This window comes from Jejuibacter sp. L23 (assembly GCF_050815825.1).
Classification (GTDB): domain Bacteria; phylum Pseudomonadota; class Gammaproteobacteria; order Enterobacterales; family Enterobacteriaceae; genus Jejubacter; species Jejubacter calystegiae.
In genome coordinates this window covers 1,574,392-1,599,157 of sequence record NZ_CP138199.1, presented here as the reverse complement: position 1 = coordinate 1,599,157, position 24,766 = coordinate 1,574,392, and the positions used below count along the sequence as shown (strand labels likewise).

Annotated in this window: 27 protein-coding genes; 13 read left to right on the top strand and 14 right to left on the bottom strand. The window is 59.1% G+C overall.

The window, feature by feature from the left end; translation table 11 throughout:
* Positions 1–19 precede the first annotated feature (19 nt).
* The 7 genes from SCU88_RS07265 to SCU88_RS07235 all read right to left on the bottom strand — a co-directional run bounded on the left by SCU88_RS07265 (position 20) and on the right by SCU88_RS07235 (position 6,748).
* Positions 20–304 carry a type II toxin-antitoxin system RelE/ParE family toxin gene (locus SCU88_RS07265; protein WP_138096348.1) on the bottom strand — a complete coding sequence of 95 codons (285 nt, stop codon included), beginning with the start codon at positions 302–304 and terminating at the stop codon, positions 20–22.
* Positions 297–539, bottom strand: a complete 243-nt coding sequence (locus SCU88_RS07260) for a type II toxin-antitoxin system ParD family antitoxin (protein ID WP_138096347.1) — start codon at positions 537–539, stop codon at positions 297–299. Before SCU88_RS07260 ends, SCU88_RS07265 begins: the two co-directional genes overlap by 8 nt.
* An 84-nt stretch (positions 540–623) precedes the next feature.
* Positions 624–1,631, bottom strand: coding sequence for an Ldh family oxidoreductase (locus SCU88_RS07255; RefSeq protein ID WP_175339631.1), 1,008 nt, complete (start codon positions 1,629–1,631; stop codon positions 624–626).
* Between the two features lie 12 nt (positions 1,632–1,643).
* Positions 1,644–3,248 carry an APC family permease gene (locus SCU88_RS07250; RefSeq protein ID WP_138096345.1) on the bottom strand — a complete coding sequence of 535 codons (1,605 nt, stop codon included), beginning with the start codon at positions 3,246–3,248 and terminating at the stop codon, positions 1,644–1,646.
* Between the two features lie 17 nt (positions 3,249–3,265).
* Positions 3,266–4,852 (bottom strand): aldehyde dehydrogenase family protein, encoded by a 1,587-nt coding sequence (locus SCU88_RS07245; RefSeq protein ID WP_175339630.1) that lies wholly within the window; start codon positions 4,850–4,852, stop codon positions 3,266–3,268.
* Positions 4,853–4,864: 12 nt separating this feature from the next.
* Positions 4,865–5,785: a dihydrodipicolinate synthase family protein gene (locus SCU88_RS07240; RefSeq protein WP_138096343.1), complete on the bottom strand. Its 921-nt coding sequence runs from the start codon at positions 5,783–5,785 to the stop codon at positions 4,865–4,867.
* A 132-nt stretch (positions 5,786–5,917) separates the two neighbouring features.
* Positions 5,918–6,748, bottom strand: coding sequence for an AraC family transcriptional regulator (locus SCU88_RS07235; RefSeq protein ID WP_138096342.1), 831 nt, complete (start codon positions 6,746–6,748; stop codon positions 5,918–5,920).
* 308 nt (positions 6,749–7,056) lie between these two features.
* Between SCU88_RS07235 and SCU88_RS07230 the strand changes: the two genes are divergently transcribed.
* From SCU88_RS07230 to SCU88_RS07210, 5 genes are all read left to right on the top strand, one after another.
* Positions 7,057–7,998: a 4-hydroxyproline epimerase gene (locus SCU88_RS07230; protein WP_175339629.1), complete on the top strand. Its 942-nt coding sequence runs from the start codon at positions 7,057–7,059 to the stop codon at positions 7,996–7,998.
* Positions 7,995–9,107 (top strand): FAD-dependent oxidoreductase, encoded by a 1,113-nt coding sequence (locus SCU88_RS07225; protein WP_175339628.1) that lies wholly within the window; start codon positions 7,995–7,997, stop codon positions 9,105–9,107. The genes SCU88_RS07230 and SCU88_RS07225 overlap by 4 nt, the downstream gene beginning before the upstream one ends.
* A complete protein-coding gene (locus tag SCU88_RS07220; protein ID WP_138096339.1) occupies positions 9,104–9,373 on the top strand; it encodes a (2Fe-2S)-binding protein in 270 nt (89 codons plus the stop codon). The genes SCU88_RS07225 and SCU88_RS07220 overlap by 4 nt, the downstream gene beginning before the upstream one ends.
* Positions 9,366–10,628, top strand: coding sequence for an FAD-dependent oxidoreductase (locus SCU88_RS07215; RefSeq protein WP_175339627.1), 1,263 nt, complete (start codon positions 9,366–9,368; stop codon positions 10,626–10,628). Before SCU88_RS07220 ends, SCU88_RS07215 begins: the two co-directional genes overlap by 8 nt.
* Before the next feature lie 80 nt (positions 10,629–10,708).
* Complete coding sequence (locus SCU88_RS07210; protein WP_168198797.1) at positions 10,709–10,879, top strand: hypothetical protein; 171 nt, start codon at positions 10,709–10,711, stop codon at positions 10,877–10,879.
* On the opposite strand, the gene SCU88_RS07205 is transcribed toward SCU88_RS07210, so the two are convergent.
* Positions 10,876–11,760, bottom strand: coding sequence for a LysR family transcriptional regulator (locus tag SCU88_RS07205; RefSeq protein WP_175339626.1), 885 nt, complete (start codon positions 11,758–11,760; stop codon positions 10,876–10,878). The two genes, SCU88_RS07210 and SCU88_RS07205, sit on opposite strands and share 4 nt — an antisense overlap.
* A gap of 104 nt (positions 11,761–11,864) precedes the next feature.
* On the opposite strand from SCU88_RS07205, the gene SCU88_RS07200 reads away from it, so the two are divergent.
* The 5 genes from SCU88_RS07200 to SCU88_RS07180 all read left to right on the top strand — a co-directional run bounded on the left by SCU88_RS07200 (position 11,865) and on the right by SCU88_RS07180 (position 15,969).
* Positions 11,865–12,938, top strand: a complete 1,074-nt coding sequence (locus SCU88_RS07200) for a linear amide C-N hydrolase (RefSeq protein ID WP_175339625.1) — start codon at positions 11,865–11,867, stop codon at positions 12,936–12,938.
* A gap of 364 nt (positions 12,939–13,302) precedes the next feature.
* Positions 13,303–13,806, top strand: a complete 504-nt coding sequence (locus SCU88_RS07195) for a helix-turn-helix domain-containing protein (RefSeq protein WP_138096335.1) — start codon at positions 13,303–13,305, stop codon at positions 13,804–13,806.
* A 553-nt stretch (positions 13,807–14,359) separates the two neighbouring features.
* The gene (locus SCU88_RS07190; RefSeq protein WP_138096334.1) at positions 14,360–15,118 is read left to right on the top strand and encodes a winged helix-turn-helix domain-containing protein; all 759 of its coding nucleotides are present in this window, start codon (positions 14,360–14,362) and stop codon (positions 15,116–15,118) included.
* Positions 15,118–15,603 carry a hypothetical protein gene (locus tag SCU88_RS07185; protein ID WP_138096333.1) on the top strand — a complete coding sequence of 162 codons (486 nt, stop codon included), beginning with the start codon at positions 15,118–15,120 and terminating at the stop codon, positions 15,601–15,603. The genes SCU88_RS07190 and SCU88_RS07185 overlap by 1 nt, the downstream gene beginning before the upstream one ends.
* Before the next feature lie 99 nt (positions 15,604–15,702).
* The gene (locus SCU88_RS07180; protein WP_138096332.1) at positions 15,703–15,969 is read left to right on the top strand and encodes a hypothetical protein; all 267 of its coding nucleotides are present in this window, start codon (positions 15,703–15,705) and stop codon (positions 15,967–15,969) included.
* On the opposite strand, the gene SCU88_RS07175 is transcribed toward SCU88_RS07180, so the two are convergent.
* Positions 15,970–17,037, bottom strand: coding sequence for an AbrB family transcriptional regulator (locus SCU88_RS07175; RefSeq protein ID WP_138096331.1), 1,068 nt, complete (start codon positions 17,035–17,037; stop codon positions 15,970–15,972).
* 85 nt (positions 17,038–17,122) lie between these two features.
* Between SCU88_RS07175 and SCU88_RS07170 the strand changes: the two genes are divergently transcribed.
* Positions 17,123–17,455: a hypothetical protein gene (locus SCU88_RS07170; protein WP_138096330.1), complete on the top strand. Its 333-nt coding sequence runs from the start codon at positions 17,123–17,125 to the stop codon at positions 17,453–17,455.
* Between the two features lie 4 nt (positions 17,456–17,459).
* Here the strand turns inward: SCU88_RS07170 and SCU88_RS07165 are convergent, their stop codons facing one another.
* The gene (locus SCU88_RS07165) at positions 17,460–18,344 is read right to left on the bottom strand and encodes a LysR substrate-binding domain-containing protein (RefSeq protein ID WP_175339624.1); all 885 of its coding nucleotides are present in this window, start codon (positions 18,342–18,344) and stop codon (positions 17,460–17,462) included.
* 244 nt (positions 18,345–18,588) lie between these two features.
* Here SCU88_RS07165 and SCU88_RS07160 point away from each other — a divergent pair, with 244 nt between their 5' ends.
* Both SCU88_RS07160 and SCU88_RS07155 read left to right on the top strand, forming a co-directional pair.
* A complete protein-coding gene (locus SCU88_RS07160; protein ID WP_175339623.1) occupies positions 18,589–19,407 on the top strand; it encodes an alcohol dehydrogenase in 819 nt (272 codons plus the stop codon).
* Between the two features lie 8 nt (positions 19,408–19,415).
* Positions 19,416–20,516 (top strand): NADH:flavin oxidoreductase/NADH oxidase, encoded by a 1,101-nt coding sequence (locus tag SCU88_RS07155; protein ID WP_175339622.1) that lies wholly within the window; start codon positions 19,416–19,418, stop codon positions 20,514–20,516.
* Between the two features lie 160 nt (positions 20,517–20,676).
* On the opposite strand, the gene SCU88_RS07150 is transcribed toward SCU88_RS07155, so the two are convergent.
* From SCU88_RS07150 to lldP, 4 genes are all read right to left on the bottom strand, one after another.
* Positions 20,677–20,796: a YnfU family zinc-binding protein gene (locus SCU88_RS07150; protein ID WP_241666637.1), complete on the bottom strand. Its 120-nt coding sequence runs from the start codon at positions 20,794–20,796 to the stop codon at positions 20,677–20,679.
* A 357-nt stretch (positions 20,797–21,153) separates the two neighbouring features.
* Entirely contained in the window at positions 21,154–22,311 is a 1,158-nt protein-coding gene (gene lldD / locus SCU88_RS07145; RefSeq protein WP_175339621.1) for an FMN-dependent L-lactate dehydrogenase LldD, read from the bottom strand.
* The gene (gene lldR, locus SCU88_RS07140) at positions 22,308–23,096 is read right to left on the bottom strand and encodes a transcriptional regulator LldR (RefSeq protein ID WP_175339620.1); all 789 of its coding nucleotides are present in this window, start codon (positions 23,094–23,096) and stop codon (positions 22,308–22,310) included. Before lldR ends, lldD begins: the two co-directional genes overlap by 4 nt.
* Entirely contained in the window at positions 23,093–24,748 is a 1,656-nt protein-coding gene (lldP, locus tag SCU88_RS07135; RefSeq protein ID WP_175339619.1) for an L-lactate permease, read from the bottom strand. Before lldP ends, lldR begins: the two co-directional genes overlap by 4 nt.
* Positions 24,749–24,766: the final 18 nt, after the last annotated feature.

Here is a 24,766-nt window from a genome sequence, read left to right as displayed (position 1 = left end):
CGTTTGCTCTCCCTTCTTCTTACCGTAAATGCTGTAAATGATTCATCTGCTGATGCAGGATGCGCGCTATCAGAATATCTGCATCACGCACGCGATAAAAAATAGTATGCTGCTGAAACTCAACGCGCATGACATCAGGAACAGCCGCGTAATTCCGCCCAATTTCAGGCATCCCGGACAGCGTATCAAAGAATGCCTCCAGCGCGTCAGTGTAGCGATCGGCCTGCTCTTCACCGAACTCCTTCAGCGTGTAATCATAGATCGCGCCAAAATCTTGAGCCGCGATCTCAGTAAGCCTATACACGATGCTTCCGCTTTCTTTGCGCTGCGATCTCCTTTAGCGATAACGGACTTTCTCCGCTTTCCAGGCCGGAAACCACAGCCTGGCGGACGGCTTCATCACGATCTTCCTGCTGTTGCAGCAAACGCAAAGCCGAGCGCATAACTTCGCTCACAGAGCCGTAGCGACCACTGTCGATTAACCGGCTGATAAAAGCGTCTAGCTGATCGCCAATAGTGACGCTGGTTGTCCTGGCCATAATGCCCCCTGTGTTAACTATTCATACAAAGATAAGGGCGCACACTCCCAGCGTCAATACCGGTAATGATATCCGGCGACCTCGTTACCCCAGCGCCACAATCTCCTGATAAAGCGCAGCGGGTATCGTCACCCCTTCCACTTCGCTGCTGGCCCGCTCCCGGTGGCGGCGTTCGCCGGGAATGCGCGCCCCCTGGGCAGTCATGGCGCTGAACAGCGTTTCACTTCGGGCCAGATGGGTGTCCGCTTCATCTCCCAGAAAACGTCGCGGATCCATGGCGATAATCAGTTCACCGCCGTAGGGCAGCCCCCCGGCGCCAGCGTCAAAGTCCAGCGACTCCTGGCTGGTCATATCGCCAATCAGCGGCCCGGCAATCAGCTCTACCATCGCCGCCAGCGCTGACCCTTTATGGCCGCCGAACGGCAGCATGGCCCCTTCCAGAATCCGGGCCGGATCGGTGGTTTCCCGCCCTTCGCTATCCAGCCCCCATCCCGGTGGAACCGATTTTCCGGCACGGCGATGCAGATCGATCTCGCCACGGGCCGCCGCGCTGGTCGCCATATCAAAGATAAAGGGCGCTTTACCCGGTCGCGGCCAGCCAAAAGCCAGCGGGTTGGTGCCAAACAGCGGCGTGGTGCCGCCGGCGGGCGCCACCCAGGCGTGGCTTGGGGTACAGGCCAGCGCCACCAGCCCCTGCTCTGTCAGCGGTTCAATATCGGCCCACAGCGCGGAAAAGTGCACGCAGCGATTAATCGCCAGTGCCGCAATCCCACCCTGCTGAGTCTTTTCTACCAGCAGCGGCAGCGCCTTTTCCCACGCCAGCAGCGAAAAAGCCCCCGCCGCATCGACCTTCACCACCGCCGGTGCCGAATCCTGTAACGTCGGCAGCGCATCGGGCGACACCTTGCCCGCACGCAGCGTCCGTACGCACCCCGGAATCCGGTACAGGCCGTGAGAAGCGCAGCCGTCACGCTCACCGTTCACGGTATTGCGGGCCACCGCCGCGGCGTGCAGTTCGCTAAAACCGCTGTGGCGCAGTACCCGGTACGCCAGGTCATAGGCTTCATCAAGGGTCAGGGTTATCTGTTCCATCTTGCTCCTTTATTACTCTTCTTCGTCCCCGCTAAAGTTGGCACGGGGCAGGCAGGTATGTACGCCCCAATAGTAAATAGCCAGCGACATCAGCGCCACGGCAATCGTATCCCACGGGTGGGGCAACACCCCAATACCGCCAAAGCTACCCAGCCAGGAAGCCAGCATGATCAGGGCATAAAAGGCGATCAGCCACAGCGATGACCACACCTGCTGACGCAGGCTAACGATACCGGTCGGCACCCGCTTGCGGCACAGCACATAGATAACAAACATCAGGATCTGCAATCCCAGCAGCCAGGAAAGCGTGGTCCACCCCGACCAGTAAACAATCAGCGCCGAAATCATAAATGACAGCGGCCCGATAATGGCAAAACCGCGCACCCGAAAGGGCCGTTCCAGATCCGGGGCATTACGCCGCAGCCCGCCAGCGGTCACCGGCGCTATCGCATAGCTCAACACCAGCGCCGCCGATACCACGCTAATCAACTGCTCCCAGGAGGGAAACGGCAGGGTCCAGAACACAGAGAGCCCGAAAGTCAGCCACAGCGCCGGGCGAGGAATACCGGACTGACTGTCGATACGGGTAAAAACTTTGTAGAAGGTCCCTGCCTTCGCCCAGCCGTAAATCACCCGCGGCGTGGCGTTCATATAAATGTTACCGGTGCCGCCCGGCGATACCACGGCATCGCATACCACCATAAAGGCCAGCCAGCCCAGACCCAGCGTCATGGCGATATCGCGATACGGCAGCGAAAACTGGCGACTGATATCCCCCCAACCACCGCTCAGCAGCTCGCCCGGAATACTGCCGATAAACGCCAGTTGTAACAGTACATAGATGATGGTGGAGAGCACCACCGACAGGATCAGCGCCACCGGAATGGTGCGCTGGGGCCGCTGAACTTCGCTTGCCACCGAGATAATCGGCGTCAGCCCCAGGTAGGCAAAGATAATGCCACCGGCGCTGATTGCCGCTTCCACCCCGGCCGCGCCGAACGGCGCCACGCCCTGAGCCGTAAGGTTTTCGGGCCGAAAAAAGGCGAACAGCGTCACGACTACCGCCAGCGGCACCAGAAACTTCAGCACGCTAATGATGTTGTTGGAACGGGCAAAGGTTTTCACGCTGTAGTAGTTCAGGGCGAAGAAGATACACAGCAAAATAAACTGCACGCCCCACCCCAACAGCGTAGGGTCACCGGAGCCGGGCTGACTCAGGGAAGGAAACCAGGCCGCAGCATACTGGCGGGCAGCGACAATCTCGATCGAAATCAGGCTGGAGAAGGCGATCAGGGTGATAAAGCCCAGCAGATAGCCCAACAGTTCACCGTGGGAAAAGACCGGATAGCGAATAATCCCACCGGCCCGGGGCAGCGCCGCCCCCAGTTCACAGTAAACAATGCCAAGTAGCAGCACCGCGAAACCGCCAATCAGCCAGGAGGCGATCCCGGCCGGGCCGGCGATAGAAGCCACATGGCTGGCGGCGAACAGCCAGCCGGAGCCAAAAATCGCCCCCAGGCCAATAAAGGTCAGATCGGTCAGCGTCAGTTGTTTTTTAAATTTCCCCTGCGCCGCCGCGGGGGCGGCGGCGCGGGCATCCGTCGTGTGAAGGGTCATAAGGTTTCGCCCTGTGATTAAGGCTGCACGGGATCGCGCGTTAGCGCGCCGTTAACCAACCGCAGCAGGTTGAGGGGATTGCCGTCCTGCAACGCAGGCGGTAGCAGCGCCGCCGGTACGTTCTGCAGACAGACCGGTCGCAGGAAACGATCGATAGCCAGAGTGCCCACCGAGGTCGTGCGGACATCCGAGGTCGCGGGCCAGGGGCCGCCGTGCACCATGGCATCGCACACCTCTACCCCGGTGGGATAGCCGTTAAACAGCAGCCGACCAGACCTGTCGCCAAGGAGCGGCATCAGGCATTGAGCCAGAGGCGCATCGGCCTCGTCGGCGTGCAGCGTGGCGGTAAGCTGCCCCTGAAGCGCGGCAAGCAGCGTCTTCAGATGGCGCTCGTCATCGGCTTCCAGCACCAGCGCCGACGGGCCAAACAGCTCTTCGTGCAACAACGCATCCCCCGCCAGCCAGGCGTTGGGATCGGCGCGCCACAGCCGGGCGCTGGCCTGACGATCTGCGGATGGGCCTTGAGCCAGCGGCGTCAGAGCGGGATAGCTCTCACGCCGGGTCACGCCCTGACGGTAGTGCTCCAGCGCAGCGGGGTTCAGCATGGTCTGAGGCGCACTCTGGCTGACCGCCTCTGCCAGGTGGCTCACAAAGTTCGGGGTTTCGCTACCGCGCATCACCACAATCAGCCCGGGTTTGGTGCAGAACTGGCCACAGCCCAGGGTAAAGGAGGCCACCAGCTCCCTGGCGATTTGTTCGCCGCGCGTTGCCAGGGCCTGCGGCAGAATCACCAGCGGGTTCACGGCGGACATTTCGGCGAACACCGGAATAGGCTGTGCGCGCTGTTGTGCCAGTTCAATCAGCGCCTTACCACCGCGCAGCGAGCCGGTGAACCCCACCGCCTGAATGGCCGGATGCTGCACCAGGCGCGCACCGATATGGCCGCCAAAAATCAGGTTAAACACGCCCGGCGGCATACCGCTACCTGCCGCCGCGCGCACTATGGCGCCAGCGGTCAGCTCCGCCGTCGCCATATGCCCTTCATGAGCCTTAAACACCACCGGACAACCGGCCGCCAGCGCCGCGGCGGTATCGCCCCCGGCGGTGGAGAACGCCAGCGGAAAGTTGCTGGCGCCAAAGACCGCCACCGGCCCCAGAGCCACCCGATACTGGCGCAGATCCGGGCGCGGCAGTGGCGTTCTGTCGGCCTGCGCCGTATCGATGCGCGGTGCGAAGGCATCGCCGCGCCGCAGTACCTGAGCGAACAGGCGCATCTGACCGCTGGTACGCGCCCGCTCTCCTTTTAGCCGTGCCAGCGGCAGCGCCGTTTCCTGATGCACGACATCGAAGAAATCCTCGCCGAAAGCGTCCAGCTCATCGGCTATCGCCTCCAGAAACCCGGCCCGCGCCTGTGGCGAGGTCTGCCCGTAATCGGCGGATGCCGCCTGCGCGGCGCTGGCGGCGGCGTCCGCCTCGCGCGGGCTTGCGGCATAGAAGCGCCAGCCGGTTGGCTGACCGTCCGCCGCCCGCAGACTGAGCAGCGTCGCCTCACCGCTGCCGGTACGTTCCGCGCCGATAAACTGCTGTCCGGTCAGATTAACCATGGTCACCTCCCGTTACAGACCGACATCCGGCAGCGCCGGGCGGTTGTCCAGCGCCTGCTGAACTATCTGCTCCACGTGGCGGCGATCGTCCCCTTCCAGCGCCAGGCGCGGCGGACGGGTAATTTCACTGCCACGCCCCAGCAGCGCTTCGCACAGCTTGATGCACTGCACCAGATCCGGACGCGCATCAAGGTGCAGCAGCGGCATAAACCAGCGATACAGCGCCATCGCCTCTTCGAAGCGCTGCTCCTTCGCCAGGCGGAACAGGGTTTCGCCCTCACGCGGGAAGGCGTTGGACATGCCGGAGATCCAGCCCTGAGCCCCCATGGCGACGCTTTCGACCACCACATCATCCAGCCCGGCAAACAGCACGAAGCGATCGCCTACCGCGTTGCGCAGATCGGTAAAGCGGCGGGTATCGCCGGAAGAGTCCTTAAAGCAGACGATGTTGTCACAGTCGGCCAGGGTCGCCAGAATTTCCGGGGTGACGTCGTTTTTATAGATTGGCGGGTTGTTGTAAACCATGATGGGCAGATCCACAGACTGCGCCACGCTGCGGAAATGGGCCGCCGTTTCGTGCGGCTTCGATGAATAGACCAGCGCAGGCATCACCATCACGCCATCGACACCCACCCGCTGCGCTTCGCGCGCCATCTTGCTGGCGAAAGCGGTGGTAAATTCCGCCACCCCGGCGATAACCGGCACCTTTCCCCCGGCGGCATCTTTAGCCACTTCAATAATCTGCACCTTTTCTTCGGTGGTCAGGGAGGTGTTCTCCCCGACGCTGCCGCACACCACCAGCCCGGAAACGCCGTCCTGTACCAGGTTTTTCATCACCGCGTGGGTGGCATCCAGATCCAGGCTGTAGTCGCTACGGAACTGGGTTGTGACCGCCGGAAATACTCCGCTCCAGCTAATCGCCTGTTGGCTCATGGTCGTTCTCCTTGTCGTCTGTTTGTTAATGTTTGGTGAATTTTTAGTGATTTCACGTAACAGATTGACGACTCCGAACCTGAACTGCTTGACGGTTTTCCCCCTGCACTGCGACGAAATTGGCACAGTAAACTAAAAATGTGCGCTCAGTTCGCTGCCCAACGTCAGCCGGAAATCCCGGGGCGTTGAGCCAGTCATGGCCTTAAACTGGCGGCTGAAAGCGCTGTGATCGGTGTATCCGCATTGCAGAGCGATATCGGTAATCGGCATATCGCTGGCCAGCAGTTCGGTGGCTTTTTCCAGCCGCACTTTGTGAATCATCTGGCGCGGCGTCAGGTGGAAGATGCGCTTGCAGTAGCGCTCGATCTGCGCCACCGACAGACCGCTCAACGCGGTGAGTTCCTCCATGGCGATCGACCGCCCGTAGTGAGTGCGGATATAGTCATCGATGGCCGCCAGTTGCTGCCAGGCAGGATGGCGGGCGCTGGCCTCCTGCAAATCATGGGAAATTCCCGCCATGCCGATCACCTGCCCGCAGGCGTTGCGCAGCGCCAGCTTCTGGGTCAGACACCAGCCGGTACGGCGACCGCTGTAGAAGTGCAGCTCCAGTTGATCGCGCAGCGTAATGCCCTCATTCAGCACTTTCAGATCCTGTTCGGTGTATCCCTGCCCCAGACGGCGTGGGAAAACATCCGCCGAAGTTTTGCCCAGCAGCGGCGCTACGCTTTGCAGCCCGCAGCGCCGGGCCAGGGTCAGATTAGCCAGCAGATAGCGCGCAGAGCAGTCCTTGACGAAAAACACCACCCCAGGAATGGCATTCAGCAGAGGCGCAATCAGCGCCAGGGCATTGAGCAGCGCCTGGATATTCTCCGGGCGCTGACGCGCCAGTCCTTCGCAAAACCGGCTTAGTTCAGCCGGGGCAAACTCTTCACTCACTACCGGGTTCGGGATCGCGGAATTCATGGCGGCACCTCCAGATGGATTTTGCGCATATTTATTAACTTGCGTTTAACAATACAAGCAACCGAGGAGAGAAATGGGATCGCGGCAAAACTTTACCGTGACGCAATCTGTTTACCCGACTCCAAATTTCCATGATGTATCACAATCATAATTTAATGATAAATAACAAATTAATATGAATACGCAAGACATAAACAATGCCGACTGTGCTGATTTCGCTATGGCGCGTTATGAAAACCATCAAGCCTGGGGGACTCTTCCTCATTCAGCATAAATCAACATGTGATTAACAATTCAGGAGTCGCCTGATGAATAACTCCCCTGCTTCCCTGCGTATTATCGATTCCCATACCGGCGGCGAACCCACCCGGTTGATTGTGGAAGGCTTCCCCGATCCGGGCCCGGGAACCATGGCACAGTTGCGCGATCGCTTCGCTCAACAGTTCGATCACCTGCGCCAGGCCACGATCCTGGAGCCGCGCGGCAGCGATGTGATGGTGGGCGCCCTGCTGTGTCGCCCGGCCAATCCTGCCGCCACGGCGGGGGTGATCTTTTTTAATAACAGCGGTTTTCTGGGGATGTGCGGCCACGGCACTATCGGGCTGGTCGCTTCGCTGGCCTGGCTGGGGCGAATACTTCCCGGTCAGCATCTGATTGAAACGCCAGTTGGCGACGTTCGCGCCACGCTTCACGACGATGACAGCGTTTCGGTGGAAAATGTGCCCGCCTGGCGCTGGCGTCAGGGGGTGCGGGTCGCGACCCGCTATGGCGACATCAGCGGCGATATTGCCTGGGGCGGCAACTGGTTTTTCCTGATTAACGATCATCCGCTCTGCATCGATACCGCCAGTCTGGCGGCGCTGACCGACTTCGCCACCGCCGTACGTCAGGGGCTGGATCAGGCGCAAATCCGCGGCGCTGACGGCGGCATCATCGACCATATTGAACTGTTCGGGCCGGACCCCGAAGCCGACAGCCGCAGCTTTGTGCTCTGCCCGGGCCTGGCCTGGGATCGCTCCCCCTGTGGCACCGGCACCAGCGCCAAGCTGGCCTGCCTGGCCGAAGATGGCCTGCTGGCTCCGGGCCAGATCTGGCGCCAGGCCAGCGTCATCGGCAGCCAATTCAGCGCCAGCTACCGCCGCCAGGGGCAGCATATTGTGCCGACCGTTCGCGGCACGGCATGGGTCTGCGCCGACACCCGGCTGCTGTTTGACGAGCGCGACCCCTTCCGCTGGGGCATCCGGCTATGAATGCCCCGGACGTTATCGTCGTCGGTGCGGGTATTGTTGGCGCAGCCTGCGCCTGGCGTCTGACTCACCGGGGACTGCGCGTGACGCTGGTCGACGACGGTCGCCCCGGCGCCACCGCCGCCGGAATGGGGCACCTGGTCTGCATGGACGATAACCCCGCCGAGCTGGCGCTGACGGCCTGGTCGCTGGCGTTGTGGCGCGATATCCTCCCCCGGCTCCCTGACAACTGCGCCTGGCGCGACTGCGGCACCCTGTGGCTGGCGCAGCATCCTGACGAGCTGGAAGAGGCTGAACGCAAGCGCCAGCGACTGGCGGATGTTCAGGTAGCCAGCGAACCGCTCTGCGCCTCTGCCCTTACCGCCCGGGAACCGGCACTGGGCGCCGGGCTGGCTGGCGGACTGTGGGTGCCGGGAGACGGCATCGTCTATGCGCCAAACGTAGCGCGCTGGTTTATCGAACAGGCCGGGGAGCGTCTGACCCATATCACCGGCGAAGTCATCGCGCTGGAAGAGCCCTGGCTCCAGCTACGTGACGGCCGTCGCCTGCGGGCACCGGCCATTCTGCTCGCCTGCGCCAGCGGCGCCAACAAACTGCTGGCAGAGCAATGGCTACGTATCAAGAAAGGGCAGCTCGCGATTACCGATCGCTACCCGGCGCGCCTTAGCCATCAACTGGTGGAGCTGGGCTACGCCGCCAGCGCCCACGCGCCGGACGGTAAATCGGTGGCTTTTAACCTTCAGCCGCGCCCGACCGGGCAGCTATTAATCGGCTCCTCCCGGGAATATGACAACCCCGACTCGCAACTCGATCCCGTCCTGCTGGCCGCCATGCTGCGCCGCGCCTGCGACTTTCTGCCCTGGCTCGCGGATCTCAACCTGATTCGCTGCTGGAGCGGCTTTCGCAGCGCCTCACCGGACGGTCAGCCGCTGCTGGGGCCCCATCCACATCGTCCCGGGGTCTGGCTGGCGCTGGGCCATGAAGGGTTGGGGGTCACCACCGCGCCGGGCACCGCCTGGCTGCTGGCCGATCAGATAACCGGCAACAAACCCGCCATTGATGCCGCGCCCTGGCTGGTCTCGCGGCTGAATCGACAAGAGGTAAACGCATGACGCAGACCATTAACCTGACTATCGACGGCGTAGCGATAACGGTCGTTGAGGGTACCAGCGTCGCTGCCGCGCTGGCCCGCAGCCCACTACCGGCGGCGCGGCTCTCCGTAAGCGGCCAGTTGCGCCCGCCGTTCTGCGGTATGGGCGTCTGCCAGGAGTGCCGCATCACCATCGACGGTAAACGTCGTCTGGCCTGTCAGACGCCGTGCCGCGCCGGAATGCGGGTGGAGCGGGATGCGAAATTCAGGAGTGACCAACATGACTGATTTACACTGCGATATCGCCATACTCGGCGCCGGTCCGGCCGGTCTGGCGGCGGCGCTCAGCGCGGCTGACAGCGGCAGGCAGGTCACCATTCTCGACGATAATCCCGTTCCCGGCGGCCAGATCTGGCGTGACGGACCGGGCGCCAGACTGCCGGAGGCGGCCCGTCAACGGCGCGCCGCAGTGGCCGGACACCCGAACATCCGCGTGCTGAGCGGAGCCCGGCTTATCGGCCGCCCGCAGCCCCGCGCCCTGCTGTTCGAGCGTGCGCATGACTGCGGCCTTCTTCACTGGCAGCGGCTGATACTGTGCTGCGGCGCCCGGGAACTTCAGCTCCCCTTCCCCGGCTGGACGCTGCCTGGCGTTACCAGCGCGGGCGGGCTACAGGCGCTGTTAAAACAGGGACTTTCCGTAACGGATGAGCGAATCGTTATTGCCGGTAGCGGCCCACTGCTGCTGGCGGTGGCCGCCAGCGTGCGTCAGGCGGGCGGCCAGGTTGTTGCCATCATCGAACAGACGCCGCTGCGCAGCGCCCTGAGATTCGCCGCCGGGCTATGGCGCTGGCCGGAAAAGGCCCGTCAACTGCCGGAGCTGGCGGATCACCACTGGCGGCCCGCCAGTCAGGTCAGTGCGGCGCTGGGCGACGATCGCCTGACGGCGGTACGCATCCGCCATGGAGGACGGGAACGGGAGCTGGCCTGCGATCGCCTGGCAACAGGCTATGGACTGATTCCCAATATCGAACCTGGCCTGCTGTTTGGCTGCCCGCTGGCGGGTACGGCCATCGCCGTGGATGATTACCAGCAGACCGGCATCCCGGATATCTTCGCTGCCGGCGAGTGTACCGGCGTGGGCGGCAGCGAACTGGCGCTGGCGGAAGGTGCGATTGCCGGTTACGCCGCCGCCGGAGACGTCGCCCGGGCGCGAACCGGTTTTGCCCGGCGCGAGCGCTGGCAAGGCTTCGCCCGGGCCGCAGAAGGCGCCTTTGCCCTTCAGCCGCAATTGGGCGAGATCTGTACGCCGGAAAGCCTGCTGTGCCGCTGTGAGGATGTCACCACCGGCGCGGTGGCAGGAGCCCCGGACTGGCGCAGCGCCAAAATGGCGCAGCGCTGCGGTATGGGCGCCTGCCAGGGACGTACCTGTGGCGCCGCTGCGCGCTGGCTGTGGGGATGGCCATTACCCACCCCCCGGGAGCCGCTGTCACCGGCCCGTATCGATACCCTGGCGCACAGGCCGCCACCGGCTAACTCGGAATAAACTTATGTTCCCGTAGGTGACTTTTCGCGGATGATAGCGCTCTGGCCGATTATTTTTCCGGCGCTATCATGGAGTTACCAATGAAGAAGCTTTACAGCTTAGTTGTGCTGGTTGCGCTTGGGGCGCTCAGCGGCTGCGTTTATCACGATCACGACCATCACCGCCGCGACGGCCATCGTCCGCCACCGCCTCACCACGGCGACTACGATCGGGGCGACAGAGGCGACCGCGACTATCGCCACCACCGCTAATCCTCCGCTGGCCATGCCTCGTTAAAGGCGGCCAGCAGTTTAGCCAGCACGGGCGGCGCCAGCTGTCCCGGTTTCCACAGTGCCACCATCAGTTGGGAAATGGTGCCATCCCCCATATCGGTATTCGCCCGTACCACGCCGGGCCAGCTATCGGCATTCATATGCTCGGGTAACCAGGCCCAGCCTTCCCCCGCACACAGCAGCGCCTGCAATATATCCTGCTGATTGACCCGCAGAATATCGTCAGCAATCTGCAAACGCCGCATCAGCCATTCGGGAAGATCCAGAAACGGCATTAGCTGGGTGCGAGATGCCAGATGAAACTGCGATACCTGTCCGGCGGGGAAAAAATCCTCCCGGGCATAGACCGCCAGCGAAATATTGCCGATCGCCCGCCAGTGCAGGCGATCGTTAATCGAACGGTTCATCGCCTGAAAGAGACCGACATCAGCACGGCCCTGCTCCAGCCAGCTCTCTGCCTCAATCCGCTCGCCAAGAATCGGCTCCAGCTGAATCTGGCTCGCATCCAGACTACAGCGCAGGCGCAGCAGGAAATCCCGAGGCGTGAAGGCATCGTAACAGAGCGTCAGGCGGGTGCCGATCTGCTGCGGGATCTGGCGCGCCAGTTGAGCAAATGACTGCGCTTCATGCAAAAACAGACGGCTCTGGCGCCACAGTCGCTCACCGGCCTCCGTCAGCGTCAGCGAACGCCCGGCACGCTCAAACAGCGGGTAGCCGAGATCGGCTTCCAGATAGGCCACCAGCTCGCTAACGGTGGTGCGATCCTTGCGCAGTTTTCTGGCGGCATGGGTCAGAGTACCGGTTTCGCAGACGCAGGCAAAAGCTTCGATCTGGGCCAGGGTAAAGTTGAGTGGTGTCATCGTCCCTCCTTTTTATATGGGGGATTTTCCCACATAAACCGACTCTTTCCGAGGGGAATCCGCTTTAATAATGATCTCTCAAACTCAACAAGGAGAAGATCAAAATGTCAAAACAGCCCCTCACCGCCGTGGCCGCTGGCGCCATACTGACCGTTGCACTCAGCGCCAGCGCCGATGCCTGTACCCGCGCCTTTGTGAATATGTTTCCGGGCTATATGGTCAGCGCCCGTAATCTGGACTTCTTTGGCCCCGTGGATCCTTCGCTGGTCATCACCCCACGAGGCGTGAAACGCGACGGTGGCGATGGCGACAATGTGGCCCACTGGACCAGCCGCTATGGCAGCGTAGCCATCTATGCCGATAACGTTTTCCCTATGGACGGGATGAATGAAAAAGGGCTGGCCGGTCATACCCTGTTTTATATGAACGGCAGCCAGCAACAGCAGGACAATCAGGACAAGCCGGTACTCGAAAGCCGCGCATGGCTGAGCTATATCCTGGATAACTACGCGACGGTGGATGAGGCCGTGAAAGGGATTCAACACAACGTACGGCTGGTAGCCAAAAAATTGCCGGTGGATTACGCTACCGATACCAAACATATCGCCATTGAGGATCTCAGCGGTGATTCCGCCATTATTGAAATCGATAATGGTCAGGTCCATGTTTATCACGATAAATCTTATCGGGTAATGACTAACCCCCCCTCTTATCAAAAACAGCTAGCGAATCTGGCGAAATATAAAAATGCCGATCGCAGTCAGATTCCCGGTGGTCTGGATGCCGATCAGCGTCTGGTTCGCGCCAGCTATAACCTGAAAAACCTGCCTCAACCGGATAATAAAAATCAGGCCCAGGGGTTTGCGCTCTCAGTGGTTAACAGCGTGGCTTATCCTGTCGGTATACCGGCAGAGCCCGACGAACAGAAAGTATCGGATATGTATCAGAAATACAGTAAACAGCCGCAGTACAATAAGGGGATCGGAACTTACTGGACCACGGTTGCCGATCTGAGCCATGGTGAATATCACTTTAAATCCACCTTCGCCGCCTCTCAGGTCCAGGTGAATCTGAAAGCGATTAATTTTAGCGCAGGTCAGCCGGTAACAAGGATCGACGATCTGAACAACTATGCGCAAAAAGGGTGGCAGGGCGACATTCTGCAGTACGCTCACTAACCTGAGGGTATCGGCCCGATAGCCATCGGGCCTCACGCATCAGAATAAAAAGCTATAGACACGTTAAAAATCTGAATTTAATTCTTTATAATTCATCATTCCATTTATATCTACCCTCCATCTCGCCTGACCTATCAGAATAGTCTCCAGTTTCCAGAGGTCTTCCGGCACCTCCTGTCTGACATCAGACAATGCAGCTGAAACAGGTATTACCATTAATTGGAAATGTCCACAGGTCGGTTAAAAAACGCTGCGGATATTTCATAAACTGATGACCCATTACTGGGTATTGAATTGCAGAATCCTCTGGGGATTACGCATATCTGTGGAATAACCAGCATTTATTCAGGATCCAATATTAACCATGACTACGCAGCCAAGAACTTTAATTTATATTTTTAGCGAGAATTACTATCTGTGGGTCGGTATTCGTATATCGCTGAGCTGGCTTCTGCCTTCCCGCCCGCTCTTTACCTGGATATCAACCCCTTCGCTTTCAGCGCTGGACGGGTTGGGAAAACAGCCGGGAAAAGATCTGCGCCGGGTACTGATCGCCGAAGCCGATCAGGTTGAAACCCTTAAGTTACTGGTGCCGAAAGATGTCCGGGTATTGCCGGATAACCAGCCACTGACCGAGCTGCTGGCACAGATTAATGCGCCGGTAGAAAATCAGCGCCGCGGTACTCACCTGACCCGCTCAGAGTGGCAGGTCTGTCTGTCAATAAGCCGGGGAGTTACCGCCCAGGAAATGGCGCGTAAACTCAATAAATCCCCCAAAACCATTAATGGCCACAAACGTAATGCCATGCAAAAGATGCGCTGTCATTCTAATGCCGACCTCTGGTCGAGAATAACCCAGTTCGTTTAATGGCTATTAATGACGTCATGTTATTCATAACCACTCTATTTTTAACTATGTCAAATTATTAACAGCAAGAATAAAAAACCACCTTCAGATATCAATACTGAAAGTTAGTATATACAGAATTTTATCATTGCCGTTACATTATCAGGAATTGCCCTGAGATTCTGTCCTTTTCCTTCTGATAAACAGATCGGAGTCGTTACGCTGTATCGGGTTAATACTCCATATTATTCAGCGGTCAGTAGTTACTACTGGCCGTTGCTTTTTAAAGGAAAGGTCATGAAAGGACAGTCCTTCGCCACCAAAAGCGCCCCACAGGTTCCTCTTGCCACAGGCAGGAACCCCGTCTCCGGTGTTGTTTCCCAATCAGCACAATGCCGGAATTAAGAATTTACCTATTGATGTGATAGCATCGCGATCGATGGCTGTGTTATAAGTGCAACCAGCGTATAATCTCCGAACTGCGCCAACATCACTGATGCATCCATAACAGATTCTTATTGCAGTCACACATTCACCTCTGCCCGTGTCCGATTCTTCTGTGACGGAACGTTTAATGAAATATCTGATAGCAAACGCCTTAATTTATCGCCCGGAAGACGGCGTGTTAATGCCACCGGGACGTGAAGAAGAACTCGTCACGCTTACCGCCACCGCTAACGCCATTTTGTCGCTGCTAGTCGAACGTCACGGCGTTGCCATTGAACGCGAAACCTTTTTGAGCGAAGTCTGGGATTCCCGCGGACTGCGTGGCTCCAACAGCTCGCTGAATCAGTACATCAGCATTCTGCGTAAGACCCTGGCAATTTTTGCGCCCGAACATCAGTTTATTATTACCGTGCCCAAAATCGGCTTTATGCTCAATTCGGAGCTGAGCGTACAGCGCCAGTCCAACGAAGATGAACGGCCCACGGTTAATGCACCACGGGCGACCACGAAGCCGAAAAAACAGCGCTGGCTGTGGCCGACCTTGCTGATCCTGATAACCCTGATCCATTTCGCCTTCGGCATGGGAAAACTGCTGGTGGAAAGCGCTGATACCCGGGTGGATGTCCTTCCGCTGACCAAAGTGGGGCAGTGCCCGATCTATACGCTGAGTCCGCTTCCCGAGGCCTGGCATGAGGAGGCGATCTCCATGGCGCACCGCATACTGCAAAGGGTCAGGCTACCGGCCTGCCAGCCCAATACCGTTTTCTATTTCTTCGTGCAGGACAGTATTTTCTATGGCGAAGGCGGCAGAGTCGTCCTCACCCGCTGTGTACGCAACGCCGGTAAAGCGGTGACCTGCCATACCCAGTATTACTATGAGTGGTGATGATGACCATGACGCTGCGCCGTACCCTTTTGCTGATTGTGATTATTAATCTCGTTATTTTGCTGACGACTGTCTGGCTGTATCGCCAGCAGACGCGTTTGAACATTGACTGTCAGGGTAATCTGACCATGGAAAACAAGCGCGGCAATAGTACCTTTACCCTGGATTCACTGGTATCAATGCACTTCACCCCTGACGGCCGGGGCGATTTTAATCTGACCGGCAACGTAGTCACGCCTCAGGGAAACTTCTCGGTCTCCCGCCAGGAGGGCTTTAAATGGCGGCGGATACGCAACACCATGTATGAAATTGAGATAGTTGAAGTCATGCGTTACGGACTGGATAACGTGCCCCCCGGCATTTTCGAACGCTATCTGCTGGGGATTGGCCTGAATCAAAAGCGGCTGGTGAAAATTAAATATACGCCGGACAACGGCATCGTTATCGGCAACCTCTATTCACCGCTGTTCATTTGCTCGAAATAGGTTCCAGATACGTGCCATAACGGTTGCCCCGGCCAGATAAACAGCTAAAATCAGCCAACAGTCTTTATCCTCTGTTATTTTCTGTTATCTGGTGAAAACATGGTTTGTAAGACTCACCGGCAGCTGGCCGGTATTGCGATTCTGTGCCCGGACGATCCCCTACCGCTGCCGATTCAGCAGGCCACGGAGGCGCTACGCCAGGGCGAGACGCTGGACCAGGTGATGATCCGCCTTAATCAACAGGGCATCCTCGCCTGGCGCCAGGCGCCCCCGACCGATCCCTTCTACGACAGCTGCTGGGTACGGCCTGGCAACGGCCCTCAGGTGCTGATAGCCTGCACCTGGGTGCCGGTTTCGGTACATTAATCAGCCGCCCGGCGCGGGCTCCAGGCGCCGGGCAACAAAGCGGCTCAGCGGCGGCCCCACCATCAGCACAATCAGAAATCGCCCGGTCTGCATCGCCATCACAAACGGCATATCCACCTGCCCGTCCGCAGCGATAATCGCCATCGAATCCGCGCCCCCCGGGCTGGTTGCCAGGTAAGCGGTCAGCGGATCGATACCGGCGAAATGGACCAGTCCCCAGGCCAGACCGCAGCACAGCAGCACCAGAGAGAGGATAGAAAGCAGCACCCGCGGAAAGGCCCGGGCCACGTGACGTAAAATTTCCCGGTTAAAGCGCAGGCCAATACTCCAGCCCACCAGCGTCCAGGCCATCAGCAGCAGCCAGGGCGGCAGAATAATCGGCGATAGCCCGCTGTCCTGCATTACCACTCCCAGTACCAGAGTAATCAGCATAGGTCCGGCAGGCAGGCGCAAAACCCTGGCCAGAACGAACCCCAGGACAATCAGCCCCAGCGTCATAGCGAAATGACCGCTATCCAGCGCCGGAAAAAAGGGCTGGCTCTGGGGGTCGGGAGCGCTTTCCAACCCGCCCCAGAAACGGGTGACCAGGGTGGCGATCAACACCACTATCACCACCCGAAGATACTGCATAAAGGCTACCAGTCGCACATCGGCGCCAAAGCTTTCCGCCATCAGCGTCATAGCCGAAGCGCCGCCGGGCGACGATCCCCAGATGGCGGTGGATCCGGGCAGTACCTTAAATCTGGCCAGCAGCCAGCCCAGAACCAGGCTAATGGCGATAACCGAAAAGATAGATCCCAGAAACAGCGGCCACTGACGCGCCATCTCCTGAAAGATCGACAGCGGAATAGCCCTGGCGATCATCGCGCCCACCACCGCCTGAGCCAGCGAAAATAGCGGCTTAGACACCTTTACCGGCTTGTCCAGAACGCTAAAAATAATTCCGGCGAGCATGGCCCCCATCAGAATCGCCGCAGGTATACTCAGCCACTCCAGCACAACCATCAGGACAGCGGAAAACCCTAACATAGCGCACCAGCGCAGCAGCATCGGCGACCGTTCGGCCATAAACCTCTCCTTAATTTTTTGCTTTATTCCCCGGTGAGGGTTTTACTGTCCGCAGGGACCTATTGTCAGACTCAGGATTAAAAACATGACGAAAAAAAGCGCACTGTTCAAATTTTTTCTTCCCGCACTGCTACTTGCCGTAATGGTGTTTCTGTTCTGGCGGCCAGAACCGGATCCCCAGGAACAGGCCTGGTATGTGTCGGTTTACTGCCGCGCGTCGGCGGGCAGTACCTCCAGCGAAAGTCTGCAGGCCGCCGTAGAAGGCACCCGGCCTGGGGCATCGCGTCAGCGCTTTAACCGTCAGGCCGCCAGCGAAGTTCTGGGCGCCTGGAAAAAGCTGGATAAAGAGCAACAGCGTATCGCTCGCCGTGACGAGACTCAGTGCCGCCGCCTGCTGCTGGATAAACTGGCACAGTAAGCGACTACTTCGGCTGTTGGCCTGCCAGCAGCCGATGCAGCTCATCGACCACCCGCCGGGCTCGTCTTGAGAGCGGCCATTCCGCACGCTGAATCAACCACAGGGTATCCACCACCCTCACCCCACAGTCCAGCACCCGAATAGCCTGCTGCTGGGCGAACGCCTGGCGCGCATAGCGCGGAATCACCGTAAAGCCCAGCCCCCGGGCCACAAACTCAAGAATCAGACCCACCTGGTTACTGAAGCCGCTCACCGGTAGCTGATGCAGGCCGGAATGCCCCGGAAAACGGCGGCTCAACAGACGCATCGCCATCGACTGGCCGTCCGGGTGGTCAATAAACCCCAGCGTCATCAGGCCGTCCCAGTCATACCCTTTATGGCCGTCAGGCACCACCAGTTCCAGTGGCTCTTCAGTAAAACGGGTAGCCTGAACGCGCGAATCATCCGGGCGCGTACTCATCACGCCGATTTCATAACGATTTTGTACTATCGCCTCCAGAACTTCGCCGTCGGGCGCAAAGCGGTGGCGCATCACCAGTTCAGGGCTGGCGCTCTGTAGCGCCAGCAGATGCGGAAAAATCATCAGACCAATACTACCCGGGGTGATAATGCTTACTTCCCCTTTGTCCGACTCGCCTTCGGTCAGCCGCAGGTTCAGGCGGCGACTGGCACGATCTAGCTCCTGACAATATTCCAGCAGCGCTTTACCGGCTGGCGTCAGATCCAGCAGGCGAGTTTTACGCACCAGCAGCGGCCCCAGTTGATTTTCCAGATGGCGAATATGCTGGCTGACCGCCGCCTGGGTAATGCCCAGCTGTTCGGCGGTGCGGGTAAAGCTGCCAGTTTCGGTCAGCGCCTGAAACGATCGTAGCCAGTGGGGGTTGTACATAACGAACTCTTATAATCTATATAACCAAATCATTATTTTCATTATACCCGTTTAGCGCGACCATGATGCTGCGACAGAACGGGAGACAGGAGAGACAATGAACGATAGCTATCAGGCCTAGTGGTGGCACGACGGAGCTGGGCCGCAGGCGCTGACTCAGGAGACCCGGCCGCTGCCGGTTCCGGCACCCGGCGAGCTCCTGGTACATAACCGCGCCATTGGTCTGAATCCGGTAGACTGGAAGGTGCTCGACAGCCAGCGAGGGAAAGTCCCCGGTGTGGATGGTGCAGGCGTGGTTATCGCCGTGGGGACTGGGGTATCGGAACACTGGCTCGGCCAGCGAGTGGCTTATCACCAGAGTCTGAAACGCCACGGCAGTTTCGCCAGCCACACGCCGCTGGCCGCCAGCGCCGCCATGCGTATTCCCGCCGGACTGGATAATATCCGCGCCGCCGCCTTCCCCTGCCCCGGGCTTACCGCCTGGCAGGCGCTGGAAAAAATTCCGGCGCGTCCGGGTGAACGAATACTGATTAGCGGTGCCGGCGGCTCGGTAGGGCACTGGTTGACACAACTGGCCCACCGGCGTGGTTTTATCATTGAAGTCATGTGCAATGCGCGCCATCGCGAACGTCTGCAGGGGCTGGGCGCCAGCGCCTGGCATCCTGGACCGCTGGTGAACGACACCCCCTTTCCCGAAGCGCTGCGCCACCGTTACTTCGCGGTTTTCGATGCCGTTAACGGCGAGCACAGCCTGCGGCTGGGCGATGCGCTACGCGCCAACGGTCATCTGATCAGCATTCAGGATCGCAGCATTGACTGGCCCTGCCCGCCGTTTGGCCGCGCGCTTTCGCTGCACGAGGTCGCCCTTGGCGCCCTGCATTTCCACGGCGACGACCATGACTGGCAACAGCTTACCCGTCAGGGAGAACGGCTGCTGGAAGCGCTGGCCGATGGCACACTGCACGGCGAATCAATTCTGGTTCATGACTTTGCCAGCCTGCCCGAACAACTGGAGGCGCTAAAACAGCGCAGCTTCAGCGGAAAACTGGTTATCAACCTATAGGGAACACTATGTCCGCACTCTTTACACCCTTTAAGCTAAAAGATGTCACCCTGCGTAACCGCGTGGCGATCCCCCCCATGTGTCAGTACAGCGCCGAAGATGGCATGGCCAATGACTGGCACCAGGTGCACTATGCAGGCCTGGCCCGCGGCGGCGCAGGCCTGGTGATTGTCGAAGCCACCGCGGTTTCGCCGGAGGGGCGGATTACTCCGGCCTGTTTGGGGATCTGGAACGACGAGCAGGCGGAAAAGCTGGCGCAGATCGCCCGTGATATCAAAGCCGCTGGCGCGGTTCCGGGTATTCAGATCGCCCACGCCGGGCGTAAAGCCAGCGCCAACAAGCCCTGGGAAGGCGATGACCATCTCCCGGATAGCGATCCGCGCGGCTGGCAGACTCTGGCGCCATCCGCCATCGCCTTTGGCGCAAACCTGCCGAAAGTGCCGAAGGCCATGAGCCAGCAGGAGATTCATCAGGTCACCGCCGACTTCGCCGCCGCCGCGAAACGCGCCCGGGATGCCGGTTTTGAATGGCTGGAGCTGCACTTCGCCCACGGTTATCTGGCGCAGAGCTTCTTCTCTACCCACTCTAATCAGCGCGACGACGAATATGGCGGTTCACTGGCGGGGCGTAGCCGCTTCCTGCTGGAAACCCTTGAAGCAGTACGCGGCGTCTGGCCGGAAAATCTGCCGCTAACCGCTCGCTTTGGCGTAATAGAGTACGACGGGCGGGATGAAGAGACGCTGGCAGAGTCCATCCAGTTAACCCGCCAGATGCGCCAGGGCGGTCTGGATCTGCTGAGCGTCAGCGTCGGCTTTTCCACCCCGGAGGCAAACATTCCCTGGGGCCCGGCCTTTCTTGCGCCAGTCGCACGCAAAGTCCGTGAGGAAGCGGACCTGCCGGTGGCATCGGCCTGGGGCATTGATAGCGCGCTGAATGCCGATCGCTGCGTGGCGAACCACGACCTCGATCTGGTGATGATTGGCCGCGCCTTCCTGGCTGACCCCCATTACACCCTGCGCCTGGCGCAGCAGCTTAAAGTCGAGCGCCCCACCTGGGTACTGCCTGCGCCTTACGCGCACTGGCTGGAACGTTATCGCCTGAGCGAATAAGCCGCTTGCGGTAATAAAAAATGGGGCCTTTACCAGGTCCCATTTTTTTCGTCAACCAGACGCCCTAACGCTATTGCCCCACCTTTTCGCAGGCGCCAAAAAACCCCCACGACATCAGGGAACGGGAAAATAACATATAACGGCGTTCGATTAACGAAAATCAGGTCTCTGATTTACTGAACAGGGCATTACAAAACGGGCAGATTAATTTTTTATTTTTCTGGACGCGCGGCGCGCTATGTTCGGAGGCTTTACTGCATTGCGGGCAGGTAATTTTCATTAGAAAAGATGAGTAGTTATTACTTTTTCGATTATGCGCCATAAGCATTTCCTGGGTAATGAGAGGCCGCTAGCCTACGCGATCCCACCACTAAAAGCCATGCTAATTCATCTTAAAAAACCGATAAATACGCTTTTAGCTGCTTTTAAAGGGAAAAATAAAAGTAATAGACAAAACGTGCGTTTAATGCATTGCGGCACCACTCTCAGTATGAAACAGATAAATCTCAGACGGCGACAGCCGGAGTAATGACAGGATATTTTGTGGTATCGCGCTTTTTAATCTCTGGCGTCGAACAAAAATAAAAAAGCGCACCGCACCGAATGACGGCATGCGATGCGCGTACGACAATGGAGATTATTCCATCGCGCTCAGTTCCGGCGCCCGGGCCAGCGAGTCGCGGGTAATTTCCGCAATGGATTTCGCGCCGGTCAGGGTCATAGCTACCCGCATCTCTTTATCGATTAGCGTCAGCAGGTTTTCAACACCGGCCTGGCCATGGGTCGCCAGCGCATACAGGAATGCGCGCCCCAACAGTACGGTATCCGCCCCCAGCGCGATCATCCGCACCACATCCAGTCCATTACGGATGCCGCTATCGGCCAGAATGGTCAGATCGCCCTTCACCGCATCGGCAATAGCGGGCAACGCCCGGGCTGAAGAAAGCACCCCGTCGAGCTGACGACCGCCGTGGTTAGACACCACGATACCATCGGCGCCAAAGCGCACCGCGTCTCTGGCATCTTCCGGATCCAGAATGCCTTTGATCACCATAGGACCATCCCAGAATTCGCGGATCCACTCCAGATCCTGCCATGAAATAGACGGATCGAAGTTTTTCGCCAGCCAGCCGATATAGTCCTCCAGCCCGGTGGGATGCCCGCGGTAGGCGGAAATATTGCCCAAATCATGAGGCCGCCCGTTCAGGCCAACGTCCCAGGCCCACTGCGGGTGCGTGGCCGCCTGCCAGTAACGGCGCATCGCGGCGTTAGGGCCGCTCATGCCGGAGTGCGCATCGCGATAGCGGGCCCCTGGGGTCGGCATATCGACGGTAAAGACCAGCGTGGAACAGCCCGCCGCTTTAGCGCGCTCCAGCGCATTACGCATAAAACCGCGATCTTTCAGCACATAAAGCTGGAACCACATAGGGCGGTTAATGGCTGGTGCGACCTCCTCAATGGGGCATACCGAGACGGTTGATAGGGTAAAGGGGATCCCTTTCGCCGCCGCTGCACGGGCGGCCTGCACCTCGCCGCGACGGGCATACATCCCGCACAGTCCTACCGGCGCCAGCGCCACCGGCATCGACAATTGTTCATCGAACAGCCGGGTTTCAAGGCTAAGATCCGACATATTGCGCAAAATGCGCTGACGCAGCGCGACGCCTGCCAGATCCTCAACATTACGTTTCAGGGTATATTCAGCGTAAGCGCCGCCATCCATATAGTGGTACAGGAAAGGCGGCAGCACGCGTTGCGCCGCGGCGCGGTAATCACTGGCAGCGGAAATTATCATGACGGAATGTCCTTACTGTTAACTTCATCATCCGGCAGCCTTGTAGCGCGGGCCTGCCGGGCGTGTTCTTCATCAAGGGTTTTAATGGTGGTGTAGACAAAGGCCAGGTGGTCCTGAACCTCGCGCCGGGCCCGGGCGGGATCGCCGTCCAGAATCGCCTGTAGCAAGGCCTGATGCTGTTCGGTTAGTCGCGCGAAGATAGGCGGTCGGGTATACATCCGCTGGCGGCTCTGCATCACCGAAGATTGCAGCAACTCAAAGAAGCCGCGCATGGTCTGAAGCAATACCAGGTTATGAGAGGCTTCAGCAATCGCCAGATGGAAGCGCACATCCGCCTGAGCGGCCAGATCCGGATCGTCGCTATCCTTAAGCTTAAGGGTGGCGTCAAAGCAGTAGCACAGTTTCTCTTTATCGGCCTCGGTGGCGCGTAACGCCGCATGCCAGGCCGTACTGGCCTCAATAGCGTGACGCGCTTCCAGAATATCGTAGCGGTAGTCAGGATCGCCGGCCATCAACCCCCGCAGCGGCTGAACGATATGGTTTTCCGACCAGGGTTCCGGCTGCCAGCGCACAAAGGTACCGCCGCCCCGGCGACTCACCACCACATTGGTACTGCGCAGTTCACGCAACGCTTCCCGTACCGTATTACGTGAAACGCCCAGTTCTGCGGCCAGTAATCGTTCGGAGGGCAGGCGCGTGCCTGCCTCCAGCTGTTGTTCTTGAATCAGCGCCCTGATACGTTCGACCGTCAGGTCCACAAGGCGCCGCGTTACGCTTTCTGTCACGGAATCATCCAGGTTAGCCAGTAAGCCTGAAGCGTCACCATTACACCGACCATACAGGTGAAGATCAGACTGTGTTTAACGGTAAAACGGAACAGCTCCGACTCCTTACCCACCAGACCCACCGCAGCGCAGGCAATAGCAATGGACTGCGGCGAGATCATCTTCCCGGTCACGCCACCGGCAGTATTCGCCGCCACCAGCAGCAGATCCGATACGCCAATCTGCTGCGCGGCTGTGGCCTGCAGGGAGGCGAACAGCGCGTTCGACGAGGTATCGGACCCGGTCAGAAACACCCCCAGCCAGCCCAGGAATGGTGAGAAGAAGGTAAAGGCGCTGCCGGTATGGGAAAGCGCCAGCGCCAGCGTCGAAGAGAGCCCCGAATAGTTCGAAATAAAAGCAAAGGCCAGCACCATCCCGATGGAGTAGATGGGCAGCGCCAGCTCCTTCAGGGTATCGCTGAAGGTTTCCAGCGCAACTTTCGGCTTCATACGCAGCCAGGCAATGGAGAGCAACGCCGCCACCAGGATGGCGCTACCGGTCGCCGAGAACCAGTCAAATTTGAAGATTGCCGCATAGGGAGTGCTTTCCGATACCACTGGCGGCATGCGAGCGACCAGGTTATCGAGCCAGGGCACGGAGATGCTGGCCACCCACCCCGCCAGCGGGCCACCGGCGCTAAACAACGCCTTAAAAGGCGGAATACTCCATAGCGTTACCGTCGCAGTCAGAAACAGGAACGGCGACCATGCCCGCACCACCTGGCGTAGCGTATAATTGCCGCGCGCCAGAGTCTGGTCGGTCATCGACGCGCCGACATCATTAAAGCGGAAGATGCGCTTCGGCTGCCAGCGACGCAGGAACAGCGTCAGACAGACCAATGACGCCAGTGACGAGATAATATCCGGCAGCTCAGGGCCGATGAAGTTAGAGCTCAGATACTGGGCGATGGCGAAAGAGCCCCCTGCCACCAGCACGGCTGGCCAGGTCTCCTTCACGCCGCGCCAGCCGTCCATAATCGCCATGATCCAGAACAGCACAATCATGGTCATAAAGGGTAGCTGACGGCCGACCATCTGCCCCACCTGGAAGCTGTCCAGCCCCGTCACCTGACCGGCGACGATAATCGGGATCCCCATGGCGCCAAAGGCCACCGGCGCGGTGTTGACAATCAGGCACAGCCCCGCCGCGTAGAGCGGCTTAAAACCCAACCCCACCAGCAGTGCGGCGGTAATCGCGACCGGCGCGCCAAAACCTGCCGCCCCTTCCAGGAAGGCGCCGAACGAAAAGCCGACAATCAGCATCTGCAGGCGCTGATCGGGCGTAATAGAGAGGATCGAGCTACGAATAATGTCGAACTGCCCGGTTTTAACCGAGATCTTGTAGACAAAAACCGCTGCAATAATGATCCAGGCGATAGGCCACAGCCCGTACAGGAAGCCATAAATCGCTGAAGCAAAGGCGTAGGCTACCGGCATGCGATACAGAAACAGCGCCACCAGCAGCGCCAGGATCACGGTGACGGTGCCCGCGATATACCCTTTCATCTTGAGTTTTATCAACGCAAAGAAGAAAAAGACGATGGGGATAACGGCAACCAGGCTCGAAAGCCAGATATTACCGAGGGGATCGTAGTCTTGTTGCCAGACTTGCATGTGTGTTCTCCAGAAGGT